Origin of the sequence: Streptomyces sp. PA03-5A, from assembly GCF_033792725.1 — a bacterium.
Lineage (GTDB): Bacteria > Actinomycetota > Actinomycetes > Streptomycetales > Streptomycetaceae > Actinacidiphila.
On the sequence record NZ_JARAVL010000043.1, the window covers coordinates 36,296 to 49,032 of the forward strand.

The 12,737-nt window shown below is 74.9% G+C and carries 11 protein-coding genes; 7 read left to right on the forward strand and 4 right to left on the reverse strand.

The annotated features are described in order from the left end of the window. Positions 1–10: 10 nt before the first annotated feature. The 3 genes from PV410_RS37465 to PV410_RS37475 all read right to left on the reverse strand — a co-directional run bounded on the left by PV410_RS37465 (position 11) and on the right by PV410_RS37475 (position 2,772). Positions 11–787 (reverse strand): ABC transporter permease, encoded by a 777-nt coding sequence (locus tag PV410_RS37465; RefSeq protein ID WP_500330627.1) that lies wholly within the window; start codon positions 785–787, stop codon positions 11–13. After that, entirely contained in the window at positions 784–1,806 is a 1,023-nt protein-coding gene (locus PV410_RS37470) for an ATP-binding cassette domain-containing protein (RefSeq protein ID WP_500330629.1), read from the reverse strand. The genes PV410_RS37465 and PV410_RS37470 overlap by 4 nt, the downstream gene beginning before the upstream one ends. Before the next feature lie 258 nt (positions 1,807–2,064). Further along, entirely contained in the window at positions 2,065–2,772 is a 708-nt protein-coding gene (locus PV410_RS37475) for a PadR family transcriptional regulator (protein ID WP_500330631.1), read from the reverse strand. A 221-nt stretch (positions 2,773–2,993) separates the two neighbouring features. On the opposite strand from PV410_RS37475, the gene PV410_RS37480 reads away from it, so the two are divergent. The 4 genes from PV410_RS37480 to PV410_RS37495 all read left to right on the forward strand — a co-directional run bounded on the left by PV410_RS37480 (position 2,994) and on the right by PV410_RS37495 (position 6,559). Continuing rightward, positions 2,994–4,562, forward strand: a complete 1,569-nt coding sequence (locus PV410_RS37480; RefSeq protein WP_500330633.1) for an amino acid permease — start codon at positions 2,994–2,996, stop codon at positions 4,560–4,562. A 119-nt stretch (positions 4,563–4,681) separates the two neighbouring features. After that, a complete protein-coding gene (locus PV410_RS37485; protein WP_500330634.1) occupies positions 4,682–4,909 on the forward strand; it encodes a DUF6011 domain-containing protein in 228 nt (75 codons plus the stop codon). A 462-nt stretch (positions 4,910–5,371) separates the two neighbouring features. Further along, on the forward strand, positions 5,372–5,614 hold the full coding sequence (locus PV410_RS37490) for a hypothetical protein (RefSeq protein ID WP_500330635.1): 243 nt from the start codon (positions 5,372–5,374) through the stop codon (positions 5,612–5,614). 3 nt (positions 5,615–5,617) lie between these two features. Further along, a complete protein-coding gene (locus tag PV410_RS37495; protein ID WP_500330637.1) occupies positions 5,618–6,559 on the forward strand; it encodes an ADP-ribosylglycohydrolase family protein in 942 nt (313 codons plus the stop codon). Positions 6,560–6,574: 15 nt separating this feature from the next. Here PV410_RS37495 and PV410_RS37500 read toward each other — a convergent pair whose 3' ends face one another. Then, the gene (locus PV410_RS37500) at positions 6,575–7,252 is read right to left on the reverse strand and encodes a TetR/AcrR family transcriptional regulator (RefSeq protein ID WP_500330639.1); all 678 of its coding nucleotides are present in this window, start codon (positions 7,250–7,252) and stop codon (positions 6,575–6,577) included. A 297-nt stretch (positions 7,253–7,549) separates the two neighbouring features. Between PV410_RS37500 and PV410_RS37505 the strand changes: the two genes are divergently transcribed. From PV410_RS37505 to uca, 3 genes are read left to right on the forward strand one after another with little or no spacing between them, the layout of a single operon-like run. Next, the gene (locus PV410_RS37505) at positions 7,550–8,314 is read left to right on the forward strand and encodes an urea amidolyase associated protein UAAP1 (RefSeq protein WP_500330692.1); all 765 of its coding nucleotides are present in this window, start codon (positions 7,550–7,552) and stop codon (positions 8,312–8,314) included. Beyond that, the gene (locus PV410_RS37510; RefSeq protein WP_500330641.1) at positions 8,311–8,919 is read left to right on the forward strand and encodes an urea amidolyase associated protein UAAP2; all 609 of its coding nucleotides are present in this window, start codon (positions 8,311–8,313) and stop codon (positions 8,917–8,919) included. The genes PV410_RS37505 and PV410_RS37510 overlap by 4 nt, the downstream gene beginning before the upstream one ends. After that, complete coding sequence (uca, locus tag PV410_RS37515; protein WP_500330643.1) at positions 8,916–12,497, forward strand: urea carboxylase; 3,582 nt, start codon at positions 8,916–8,918, stop codon at positions 12,495–12,497. The genes PV410_RS37510 and uca overlap by 4 nt, the downstream gene beginning before the upstream one ends. Positions 12,498–12,737: the final 240 nt, after the last annotated feature.

Genomic DNA, 12,737 nt, shown 5'->3' on the forward strand with positions numbered 1-12,737 from the left:
CGGCCGGGTCTCAGACCGACTTCTGGTACGAGCGGAAGGTGCGGGTCGACAGCCCGACCGCGGCGACCGCCACCACCAGCAGCGCGCCGCCGCGGGTGAGCACCGCACCCCAGTCGGGGCTGTCGGCCATCGCGGAACGGCTCGCGACGAGCGCCCAGTTCATCGGGTTGACGTCGGCGAGGTGCCGCATCCAGGACGGCATCAGCGCGGGCGCCATGAAGGCGGAGGACAGGAAGGTCAGCGGCAGCAGCAGGAAGGTGTTGATGCCGATGATGCTCTCGCGCTGCCGTACCAGCATGCCCATGGCGTTGGAGAACGCCCCGACCAGCGTGCCGAGCAGCACCGACGCCGCGACGAGCACCAGCAGCCCGACGGCCCCGCCGGGGTAGTCGGCGCCGCCGAGCTTGCCGAGGGCGACGATGACGACGGACTGCAGGGCGGTGCTGAGCCCCTGGGAGACGACGTTGCCGTTGATGAGCGCGGCGCGGCTGACCGGGGTGGTGAGGAAGCGGTTGAGGGTGCCGCGCTCGATCTCCTCCAGCGTGCCCATGCCGGCCCACATGCTGGAGGACAGCGCGCTCATCACGACCACGCCCGGGACGAGGTAGTCCAGGTACGAGCCGCCGCCGAAGCCGGGCAGCTCCACCACGCGGCGGAAGAGCGCGCCGAACAGGAAGAGCCAGATCACCGGCTGCACCAGGGTGATGAGCAGGTACGCGGGCTGGCGCCAGAACGCCATGAGATGACGCTGCGTCATGTACCAGGTCTGGGTGAGCGCGACGCTCATCGGGCACCTCCGGCGGGGACGGTCGCGGACCCGGCCGCGGGGGTGGCGGTGTCGGCGTCGGCGAACCGGCGCCCGGCGTAGCGGAGGTACACGTCGTCCAGCGAGGGCCGGGCGACGGTGACGGAGGCGACGGCGGCGCCCTCGCGCTCCAGGACGGCGAGCACGTGCGGCACGGCCGCGGCGCCGTCGTCGGCGCGGGCGCTGAGCCGGCGGCCGTCCAGCCGGGCCTCGCGCACGCCGGCGAACTCGCCGAGCGCCGTCTCCAGGAGGTGGGCGTCGACCGGGCCGGCCGGCTCGCGCAGTTCCACGTGCACGGCGTCGCCGCGCAGTTCGCCCTTGAGCCCGTCGGGGGTGCCCTCGGCGACGACCCGGCCGCGGTCGACGATCGCGATGCGCTCGGCGAGCCGGTCGGCCTCCTCCAGGTAGTGCGTGGTGAGCAGGATGGTCAGGCCGTCGTCGCCCGCCAGGCGCGCGATCTCCTCCCACATCGCGGTGCGCGCCTCGGGGTCGAGGCCGGTGGTCGGCTCGTCGAGGAACAGCACCTCGGGGCGGTGGACCAGGCCGAGCGCGACGTCCAGGCGCCGCTGCATGCCGCCGGAGTAGGTCTTCACCGGCCGCCCCGCGGCGTCGGCCAGGTCGAAGCGGGTGAGGAGCTCCTCGACGCGGCGGTCGAGCGCGGCGCCGCGCAGCCCGTACAGCCGGCCCTGCAGCCGCAGGTTCTCCGCGCCGGTGGCGACCGGGTCGGCGCCCGACCTCTGGGCGACGACACCGATGGCCCGGCGCACCCGGTCGGGGTGGCGCAGGGCGTCGTGACCCGCGACGAGGGCGGTGCCGGAGTCGGGACGGGCCAGGGTGGTCAGGATCTTCACCGTGGTGGACTTCCCGGCGCCGTTGGGGCCGAGCAGCCCGAAGACGGTGCCGGTCTCCACGGTGACGCCCATCCTGTCGAGGGCGCGCACGTCTCCGGGATAGGTCTTGACGAGGTCGTGCGCCACGATCGCGGGCGCGCGTGTGCTCATGACAGATTCCTCCGCCTGCCAAGGGGGCCGTGCCTGCACGGCCCGGTGATCGGTCGGTTCGCGGGCCCGTGACGGGCCGCACGGTGGCCCTGGTGAACGGGCCTTCCACGAACGGCCGGACCGATCGGCGGAGGGGACTGCCGGGCTATCCTGGGTGTGCCGCACCTCGATCGCCTGGCGACTGTTCCCGCAGCCGTCCGGTCCGGGGTCACCGCCCCCGGCGCGCGCTGTTCCCGCAGCGAGCGCCGGGGGCGTTCCTCATGTCGGTGTCGCGTCGGGGCCGGCCCGCCTCCCCAGCTCCTCCCAGGAGTGCCGCGCGGTGGCCGATTCCCCGGCCCCCTCCTCGGACTCCGTCCAGGCTTCGGGCATCTCGCCGGTCTCATGCCAGCGCCGCCACTCGGCGGCTCCGGAGATGGTCCCCCTCTCGAGTTCGCCGAGGAAGCCGCGGATCCACTGCGCCTCGGCCTCGAGCATGTGGACCTGGTACTCGGTCTCGATCAGGAACATCCGCGGCAGGTCGTGCCGGAGCCTGGCGAGCACGCCGTGGACGCCGGCCGCCTGCACCTCCAGCTTCGCGACCCGCTCGGTGAGCAGGTCGACCACCTCGTCGGCGGGCAGCACGAGCAGCAGCGACAGCGCCGCCTCGAAGGCCGGGTACTCGCGCACCGGTACGGCGACCAGGTCGGCGAGCCAGTCGTGCAGCTCCTCCCGGCCGGCCCCGGTCAGCCCGTACAGCGTGCGCTCGGGGCGGTTGCCCTGCCGCTGCACGCCGGTGACCTCCACGAAGCCGTGCTTCTCGAGGTTCTGCACGACGGTGTAGAGCGAGCCGTAATTGATCTTGATGCTCTGCTCCTTGCCCCGCTGCCGAAGCACCTGGGCGATCTCGTACGGATGCATGGGGCGTTCGCCGAGCGTCGCCATGACGGCGAGGGCCAGCGGGTTGCCGAGCTTGCGGCGCTTGGCCATGCCCGAACACCTCCCTCACTCGCACCCGTATATCCGTGACCGAACATATCGCGAGTCACCCACCCTGACAAGCGCGATACATCGCGAATTGCGGGGAGGGTCGCACCGGCCCGACGGCGGTGAGCACCTTGGAGCGTCGCGGACATGAACGTGACACGCGGGCGAAATGGACCGCCCCTAATTTCTGTCACCCGACAGGAATCCAGCGACAGGGGTCCGCCATGACCACCACCGCAACGTCCGCGCCCTCCGCTCCCCCGCCGCCCCCGCCGGCCTCCGACGACGGCACCCTCGCCGGCTTCGGCTACCGCCAGGAACTGCACCGCAGCATGGGGCGCTACGCCTCCTTCGCCGCGGGCTTCTCCTTCATCTCCGTCCTGACGACGGTCTTCCAGTTCTTCGCCTTCGGCTTCTCCTCCGGCGGTGCCGCCTTCTTCTGGACCTGGCCCGCGGTGCTCGCCGGGCAGCTGCTGGTCGCCGCCTGCTTCGCCGAACTCGCCGCCCGCTACCCGCTGTCCGGGGCGATCTACCAGTGGTCGACCCGGCTCAGCACACCGACGTGGGGCTGGTTCGCCGGATGGATCATGGTGATCGGCCAGGTGGTGGTCGTGGCGGCCGCCGCGCTCGCCCTGCAGGTCGTCCTGCCCGCGATCTGGCCGGGCTTCCAGGTCCTCGGCGGCGATCCGGCGCCCACCACCGCGACCGGGGCGGCCAACGCGGCTCTGCTCGGCGTGGTGCTGCTGGCCCTCACGACCGTGGTCAACACGCTCGACAACCGGGTCATGTCGGCCGTCAACCGCGTCGGCGTCACCGCGGAGATCATCGGTGCGGGCCTCATCGTCGTCCTGCTGTTCACGCACGCCGAACGCGGTCCCGGCGTCACCCTCCACACCGGCGGCCAGGGCGGCGCCGTCGGTGCGCTCCTCGTCGGCTCCTTCACCGCCGCGTACGTCCTCATCGGTTTCGACAGCGCCGGCGAGATGAGCGAGGAGACCCGCTCGCCGCGCCGCACCGCCCCGCGCACCATCCTCACCGCCCTCGCCGCGGCCGGCGCCCTCGGCGGACTGCTCCTCCTCGGCGGACTGCTCGCCGCCCCCAGCCTCACCGACGGGCGGCTCGCGACGGAGGGCCTGAGCTACGTCCTCACCAGCAGCCTCGGCGCGGGCGTCGGGAAGGCGCTGCTCGCCGACGTCACCGTCGCCATCGCCGTCGCCACGCTGGCCATCCAGACCGCCGGCACCCGCATGCTCTTCTCCATGGCCCGCGACGGCGTCCTCCCGTTCTCCGCCCGCCTGTCCCGGGTTTCGCCCCGTACCGGCATGCCCGTCGCGCCCGCGCTCGTCGTCGGTGTCGCGGCGGCCGCGCTCTGCCTGCTCAACCTCCTGTCCCCGGACGCCTTCCTGGCCATCGGCACCACCTGCATCGCCATGCTGTACCTGGCCTACGCCATGGTCACCGGCCCGATGCTGCTGCGCCGGCTGCGCGGCGAGCGCTTCGGCGCCGGCGGGACGGACGAGCGGGGCCGCCCGCTGTTCTCCCTCGGCCGCTGGGGCCTGCCCGTCAACGCGCTGGCCCTGCTCTACGGGCTGGCCATGACGGTCAACCTCGCCTGGCCGCGGGCGGCGGTCTACGACCCGGCCGGCGGCCACTGGTACTTCCAGTGGTTCACCGTGCTGTTCCTGCTGGGCAGCGTGGGTGCGGGGGTCGCGTGGCGGCTGCTGAGGGCGCGTCCGGGGCGCTCGGCGGAGAACGCCCGCCTCGCCGAGGCCCTCCCGGAACCGACCCGGTAGCCACGGCAGTTCGGCGGCACGACGCCCCTCCCCCTCTCGACCTCGGGGAGGGGCGTGCGGCACCGGTGTGGCACCGGCCACCGACAGCGCCCGGGGGTCGGCGCTGCCACACTGGCCGTATGGCCGTACCCGCACCCGAGCCGTCACCCCTTCCCGGCCTGTCGCCCGACGGGCAGCCGGCGCAGGAGCGCCCGACCGTCCTCTGCGCCGACTGCCACCGGCCCCTCACCGCGCACGACGCCCGGCTGTGGGGCCGGGGCCGCGGCTGCCGGCGCAAACACGGACTCGGCGCGGCACCGCGGACCGGGCGCTTCGACGTCGAGCAGGAACAGCTGCCGGGGACGTGAACACGCGCCCGGGCCACGCCACGTGAACGAACGGCTTCTTGCACACGAGGCAGATCATCTTCCGCTGCCACTCCTCGTTCACGCGCTTCGCGGCCTCCACCCTGCCCCGTTCCCGCAGACGCCACACGACGCCGGCGACGGCCACCAGCAGTCCGGCGAGGATCGCGCCCGACACGAGCAGCGCCATCCCCGACAGGAGCAGTCCCACCGGCCATGCGAAAGCACCCTCGGCCGGCAGCCGTCCGAGATCAGCCTTCACGGCGAACCCGGCTCGACCGTCTGCGGCTCACCGGCCCATGGTCACCATCCGTCGGGCGTGGGGGTGAGGCGGCTCACTATTCGTCGACAAACCGACAAGGCGCCTCCCCCGCCGAGCGCCGGGCGCCGGGCGCTCGCGGCCCCAAGCACGTCCGCGGCCGACCCGATGCCCCGTCTGCCGTGGCGGACGCGTACGGTACAGCCGTGAAATCTGCGCACTGGACCGCCGCAGTCCTGGCCCTCGCCGCGCTCGGCATCGTCGTCGCCGTCGTCGTCGCCGTCGCCGAGGGCAATCACGCCCCGGTCGTCATGCCCTCACTGCCCATCACGGTGCTCCTGCCCGTCGGCCTCGGGCTCGGAGCCCGCCATGCGTGGCGGAGGGCGACCGGGCGCGGCGCGCCGTCCGTCGGCGTGGACCACCAGGCATGGCAGTCGCGCGGGCGCTGACAAGTGACGCACCGTGAGGAGCGCGCTGCGGGCGCGATCGTCGGATCGGCCGTCGGCGACGCGCTCGGCGCGCCCTTCGAGTTCGGCCCGGCGGGCGCCTTCAGCGCCCGCTTCCCCGCACCGGGCGCGGGTGACGAGATGTGCGGAGGCGGCGGCTGGGACCCCGGTGAGGCCACCGACGACACGCAGATGGCGGTGCTCGTGGCCGATTCCCTGCTGGAGTCGGGCACGCTCGACCTCCCCGACGTCTTCGCGCGGTTCGTACGGTGGGCGGCCGCCGACCCCAAGGACATCGGCCTGCAGACCGAGGCCGTCCTGACCTCCGGCGACCCCTGGGACCTGGCCGCGGCGGTGCACTTCCAGACGCATCACCGGGCGGCGGGCAACGGCGCCCTGATGCGGGCCGCCCCCGCCGCCGTCCACTTCGCCGGGCACGGACGCGCGGCCTCCCTCGACGCCGCACGCAGGATCGCCGCCCTCACCCACGGCGACCGCGCCGCCTGGGAGGGCAGCGCGATCCTCCACGACCTGGTACGCGTGGCCCTCGACGGCGGCGACCCGGTCGCCGCCGCGGTCGTGGCCGACGCGCTGGCACAGGTCCCCGAGCCCTTCCACGAGCGGTGGGCCGCCGTCCTCGCGCCCGGTTGGCACCCCGGCCTGGCCACGGAGTTCAACGGCGCCGTCTGGCCGTGCCTCGGCTCCGCGGTCTGGGCCGTGCGGACCACCGGCGGCTTCGAGGCCGCGCTGCGCGCCGCGGTCGACCTGGGCGGCGACACCGACACCGTCGCCGCCGTCACGGGGACCCTCGCCGGCGCGGTGTACGGCCTCGCGGCCGTACCCGAGCGCTGGACGGCCCACCTGCACGTGCCGGTACCGGGCTGGCCCGGCCGCGTCCTGCGCGTCGCCGACCTGATCGCCCTGGCGGCCCGGCTGACCGGGGACTGACCTGCAGGGGCCGCGTCACACCGCCAGCAGGGCCTCGCCCTCGCGGTGCAGGGCGGCCAGGCCGCCGTCCGGGCAGCCGGCGACGCGCAGCGCCGCGTCGGCGGTCGCGGAGGCGAAGGCCGGCCCGTCGGGGATCGGGTTGTCTCGCCTGATGAGGATGACGCCCTCGATGAGGCCGAAGACGAGGTCGGCGCGGACCGCGAGATCGGCGGCGCCGAGCGCGGCGCCCGGCACCGTCGCGGCCAGCAGGGCGGCGTAGACGGCCTTCAACTCGTCCCGGACGGCGCGGAAACCGGCGAAGCGCTCGGCACGGACCTCGGGGAGCAGGTAGAGCGCGCCGAGGTTGTGCGGCCCCCCGCACAACAGGGCGACGTCCGCCCGGCACAGCGCCCACAGCCGGGCCTCGGCAGGGGCGTCCGTGCGGGCGACGAGCGAGTGCGCGAGGTCCAGGGACGGGCGGACGGTGCCCTCCAGGAGCGCGGCGAGGAGGTCCTCCTTGCCGCTGAAGTAGTGGTACATCGAGGCCTGCCGCATCCCGGCGCGCTCGGCGACGGCGCGGGTCGTGGTGGCCGCGTAGCCCTGCGTGCTGAACAGTTCGGCCGCGGCGGCGAGGAGTTCCTCGCGGGCGGTCAGGCCGCTGTCCGGCCGCGTCTGCGCGCGCGGCCGCCCGACACGCCGTCCCGTGGTGCTCACGCCTCGATCCTCGCACAGCCGATCGGCCCCGCGGCGAGCCCCGAAGTGACGGGTGCCGCCCGGCGTCCGGGCGACGCCCCGGCGCACCGGGCTCCGGTCCGGCGCCACCGGGATCACGCGCCGCGCGGGCGTGAGCACCCGGTAACCACCGGGAAACGCACGGGCAACGGCGCCGAATCCACCGCCACGTAATTTCTGTCGGACGACAGAAATTGGAGGTGGATCGCCGTGTCGACAGGGACGCCTCACGGAGCCCGTGACCACGCCCGCGCGCAGGAGGGGACGCGGGTGGACGCCATGCCCGTGCTGCCCGCCGCGCACTGGCCGGAGCGGCCGCCGCCCGGTGTCGAGCCGCGCGACCTGGTCTGGGCGGAGACCGTCGCGGGGGGCACCTACACGCACAAGGTGCTGGCCCGCGGCACCGAACTGCGGCTCACCGACCTGACGGGCGACGCCTGCGCCCACCTGCTGCTGTACGTCGCCGACCGTCCCTGGGAGCGGCTCAACACCGCCGACACCGTGAAGGTGCTGTGGAACGCCTACCTCGGTGCGGGCCACCTGCTCCTGTCCGACCAGGGCCGGGTGCTCGCCTCGGTCGTGGCCGACACCGGCGGCCGCCACGACGCGCTCTGCGGCACCTCGACCGCCATCCGCAACACCGCGCTGTACGGGGACGGTTCGACGCACGGCCCCTCCCCCGCGGGCCGCGAGCTGCTGAAGCTGGCCGCGCTGAAGAACGGCCTGGAGCCGCGCGACCTGCCGCCGTCGGTCTCCTTCTTCCAGGGCGTCCGCGTCGTCGCCGACGGGAAGCTGGAGTTCACCGGCTCCGCGGGCCCCGGCGCGTCCGTCACCCTGCGGGCCGAGCAGCCGCTGACCGTGCTGATCGCGAACGTGCCGCACCCGCTGGACCCGCGGCCGGAGTACGTCTGCACGCCCCTGGAGGTGCTGGCCTGGCGCGCTACGCCGACCGCGCCCGGGGACCCGTTGTGGGACGCCACTCCCGAGGGCCGCCGCGCCTTCCTCAACACCGCCGACCACCTCGCCGCCAGGGGGCTGCAGTGACGAGCGAGACCACCGTCGTCCCCGCCCGCGCGCCCTGGTCCGCGGTGGTCCGCGCCGGGGAGCACCTGACCGTCACCGACCTCGGCGGCAACCAGGCCGTGGACTTCCTGGTGTACGACGCCCACGACACGGCCGTCCGCTACAGCGCGCCGGACACCCTCCAGGCCCAGGGCGGCATCTTCCTGACCACCGGCAGCGTGCTGCTCTCCAACGAGCACACCCCGCTGATGACCGTCGTGGAGGACACCTGCGGCCGCCACGACACCATCGGCGGCGCCTGCTCCAAAGAGTCCAACACCCTGCGCTACGGCCACCACACCTGGTCGCAGCACGCCTGCGTGGAGAACTTCCTCGCCGAGGGCGCCAGGTACGGCCTCGGCAAGCGCGACCTGGTGGGCAACGTCAACTGGTACATGAACGTGCCCGTCGAGCCCGACGGCACCCTCGGCATCGTCGACGGCATCTCCGCCCCAGGGCTCCGGATCGTGCTGCGGGCCGAGACCGACGTCCTCGTCCTGGTCTCCAACTGCCCTCAGGTCAACAACCCCTGCAACGGCTTCGACCCGACCCCGGTCGAGATGACGGTCTCCGGCGGCCGCGCATGACCCACGCCGTGAGCCACGCCGCCTTCGACACCCTCCTCGTCGCCAACCGCGGCGAGATCGCCGTCCGCGTCATCCGCACCGCCCGGCGCATGGGCCTGCGCACGGTCGCCGTCTTCTCCGACCCCGACCGCTCCGCCCCGCACGTGCGCCTCGCCGACCACGCCGTACGGCTCGGCCCGGCCCCGGCCAAGGCCAGCTACCTGGACGCCGACGCCGTCCTGGCCGCCGCCCGCGCCACCGGGGCGGGGGCGGTCCACCCCGGCTACGGGTTCCTCTCCGAGGACGCGGACTTCGCGCGCCGCTGCGAGGCCGCCGGCCTGGTCTTCGTCGGGCCGACGCCGGAGCAGCTGGCGCTCTTCGGCACCAAGCACACCGCGCGCGCCGCCGCCGAGGCCGCCGGGGTGCCCCTGCTGCCGGGCACCGGGCTGCTGGCGGACCTCGACGCCGCCCTGGAGGCGGCGCGGGCCCTCGGCTACCCGGTGATGCTCAAGGCCACCGGCGGAGGCGGCGGCATCGGCATGCGGGCCTGCCGCTCCGCCACCGAGCTGACCGAGGCCTGGGAGAGCGTGCGGCGCGTGGCCGCGGCCTCCTTCTCCTCCGCGGGCGTGTTCCTGGAACGCCTGGTGGAGCGGGCCCGCCACGTCGAGGTGCAGGTCTTCGGCGACGGGCGCGGCCGCGTCGTCGACTTCGGCGACCGCGACTGCTCCCTGCAGCGCCGCAACCAGAAGGTCCTGGAGGAGGCCCCCGCCCCCGGTCTGCCGGTCGCCGTGCGCCGCCGCCTCGCCGGCAGCGCCCGCGACCTGTGCGCCTCCGTCGGCTACCGCTCGGCGGGGACGGTGGAGTACGTGTACGACGCCGCCCGCGACGAGGCGTACTTCCTGGAGGTCAACACGCGCCTGCAGGTGGAGCACCCGGTGACGGAGGAGGTGTACGGCGTCGACCTCGTCGCGTGGATGCTGCGCCTCGCGCAGGGCGACACCGGCGTGGTCACGGAGCCGGGCCCGCCGCGCGGCCACGCCGTGGAGGCCCGCGTCTACGCCGAGGACCCCAGCCGCGGGCACCGGCCCGGCGCGGGCGTGCTGACCGAGGTCGCGTTCCCCGAGGGCGTCCGCGTGGACGCCTGGGTCGAGACCGGAACCGAGGTGACCACCGCGTACGACCCGATGCTGGCCAAGGTCATCGCCCACGGCACCGACCGCGAGGACGCCCTCGACCGGCTCGCCCGTGCGCTCACCGCGACCCGGGTGGGCGGCATCGAGACCAACCTCGGCCTGCTGCGCGCCGCCGTCGCCGAGCCGGCGCTGCGCGCGGCCGTGCACACCACGGCGACCCTGGAGGGCGTCGCCGACCCGACGCCACGCGTCGAGGTGCTGCGGCCGGGCACGCTGACCACCGTCCAGGACTGGCCCGGCCGCACCGGGCTCTGGCACGTCGGCGTGCCGCCCTGCGGGCCCATGGACGACCTGTCCTTCCGGCTCGGCAACGAGGCGCTGGGCAACGACGAGGGCGCCCCCGGCCTGGAGTGCACCCTGCTCGGCCCGCGGCTGCGCTTCACGCACCCGACGACCGTCTGCGTCACCGGCGCGCCCGTCGCCGTGTCCGTGGACGGCAGGCCGGTGCCGCAGTGGGAGCCGGTCACCGTACCGGCCGGCGGCGAGCTGGACGTACCGGCACCGCAGGGCCCGGGGCTGCGGACGTACGTGCTGTTCGGCGACGGCGGGCTCGACGTCCCCGCGTACCTGGGCAGCGCGGCAACCTTCACCCTGGGGCGGTTCGGCGGCCACGGCGGCCGGGCGCTGCGCTCCGGGGACGTGCTCCACGGGGGCGGGCCCTGCGGCGGCACCCCCGTGCCCGTGGACCGGCGACCGGACTTCACCGCCGCGTGGCACGTCGCCGCCGTCGAAGGACCGCACGCCGCGCCCGAGTTCTTCACCGAGGACGACGTCCGCGACTTCTACGCGGCGCAGTGGAAGGTGCACTTCAACTCCGCGCGCACGGGCGTCCGCCTGGTCGGGCCCAAACCGCGCTGGGCCCGCGCCGACGGCGGTGAGGCGGGGCTGCACCCCTCCAACATCCACGACACCCCGTACGCGGTCGGCGCCGTCGACTACACCGGCGACATGCCCGTGCTGCTCGGCCCCGACGGGCCCTCGCTGGGCGGCTTCGTGTGCCCGGCGACCGTCGTCACCGGGCAGCGCTGGAAGCTGGGGCAGCTCCGTCCCGGCGACACCGTGCGGTTCGTGCCGGTCACCGAGGACACGGCGGCCGCCCTGCGGCGCTCCCCCGCCGTCGTGCCGCGCGCCTCGCGACCCGTGCTCGGCGACGGCGGCGTCCTCGGGCGCCTTCCGGAGGGCGAGGGCCGCCCGTCGGTGACCTACCGGCGCAGCGGCGACGACAACCTGCTCGTCGAGTACGGGCCGATGCAGCTCGACCTCGCCCTGCGGATGCGCGTCCACGCCCTCGCGGAGCACCTGGCCGCCGCCGGACTGCCGGGGGTCGTCGACCTCACGCCGGGCATCCGCTCGCTCCAGGTGCACGTCGACCCGGACGTGCTGTCCACGGCCAAGCTGCTGGACTGCGTGCGCGAGGCGGAGGGGCACCTGCCGCCCGCCGAGCGGCTGGTGGTGCCCAGCCGCACCGTCCACCTGCCGCTGTCCTGGGACGACCCCGCCACGCGCGAGGCCGTCGCCCGCTACATGGCGGGGGTGCGGGACGACGCGCCCTGGTGCCCCTGGAACATCGAGTTCATCCGCCGTGTCAACGGGCTGGAGTCGGTGGAGGACGTACGGCGCACCGTCTTCGACGCGGAGTACCTGGTGCTGGGGCTCGGTGACGTCTACCTGGGCGCGCCCGTCGCGACCCCGCTCGACCCACGGCACCGGCTGGTGACCACGAAGTACAACCCGGCGCGGACCTGGACCGCCGAGAACTCCGTCGGCATCGGCGGCGCCTACCTGTGCGTGTACGGCATGGAGGGGCCCGGCGGCTACCAGTTCGTGGGCCGCACCGTCCAGGTCTGGGGGCGGGGCGCGACGGCCGGGCGGCGGCCGTGGCTGCTGCGGTTCTTCGACCGGATCAGGTGGTTCCCGGTCGAGGCCGGCGAACTGCTGGAGATGCGGGCCGACATGGCCGCTGGGCGCCTGGAACTGCGGGTCGAGGAGGGCGAGTTCGCCCTCGCCGAGCACCAGGCCTTCCTCGACGCCAACGCCGCGTCCATCGGCGCCTTCCGGGCCCGGCAGGCGGCCGCGTTCGCCGCCGAGCGGGACGCGTGGGAGGCGGCCGGGGAGTTCGCCCGTGCGGAGGCGGCCGCGTCCCCGGCGGCGGGCGCGGCCACGGCGGGCGTCACGGTGCCCGAGGGCGGCAGCGCGGTCGAGGCGGAGTTCCCGGCGTCGGTGTGGCAGGTCGCGGTCCGTCCGGGTGACCGGGTACGGGCCGGGCAGCGGCTGCTGGCGCTGGAGGCCATGAAGATGGAGTCCCCGGTCGAAGCCCCCGTGGACGGCGTCGTGGACGCGGTCCTGGTCACCCCGGGGGACCAGGTCGACGCCGGCACGGTGCTGCTCACGCTGCGCCCCGTGTAGCCCGCCCCTGCTGCACCTGCCTCCGACCCTCGACGCCTGGGCGTCCCGCCCGCCCCACCGGTCGCCGCCGGTGCCCGCGACCGGGACACCCGCCCGGGCCGGCCGGACACCACCGGCCGCCATCCGACCGACCGCACCCGCCTCACCCGCCTCACCCGGGGCGCCACACCCACGCCCTGATCGGCGCCGGTGCCGTGATCGCGGCGCCGTCCCGGGTAGGGGGTGACCGGGCGGGAAGAC

Coding starts and splice junctions, on each gene's coding strand:
- PV410_RS37465 (WP_500330627.1), bottom strand. CDS start 787: ATGAGCGTCGCGCTCACCCAGACCTGGTACATGACGCAGCGTCATCTC.
- PV410_RS37485 (WP_500330634.1), top strand. CDS start 4,682: ATGGCCGTACCCGCACCCGAGCCGTCACCCCTTCCCGGCCTGTCGCCC.
- PV410_RS37480 (WP_500330633.1), top strand. CDS start 2,994: ATGACCACCACCGCAACGTCCGCGCCCTCCGCTCCCCCGCCGCCCCCG.
- PV410_RS37475 (WP_500330631.1), bottom strand. CDS start 2,772: ATGGCCAAGCGCCGCAAGCTCGGCAACCCGCTGGCCCTCGCCGTCATG.
- PV410_RS37470 (WP_500330629.1), bottom strand. CDS start 1,806: ATGAGCACACGCGCGCCCGCGATCGTGGCGCACGACCTCGTCAAGACC.
- PV410_RS37505 (WP_500330692.1), top strand. CDS start 7,550: ATGCCCGTGCTGCCCGCCGCGCACTGGCCGGAGCGGCCGCCGCCCGGT.
- uca (WP_500330643.1), top strand. CDS start 8,916: ATGACCCACGCCGTGAGCCACGCCGCCTTCGACACCCTCCTCGTCGCC.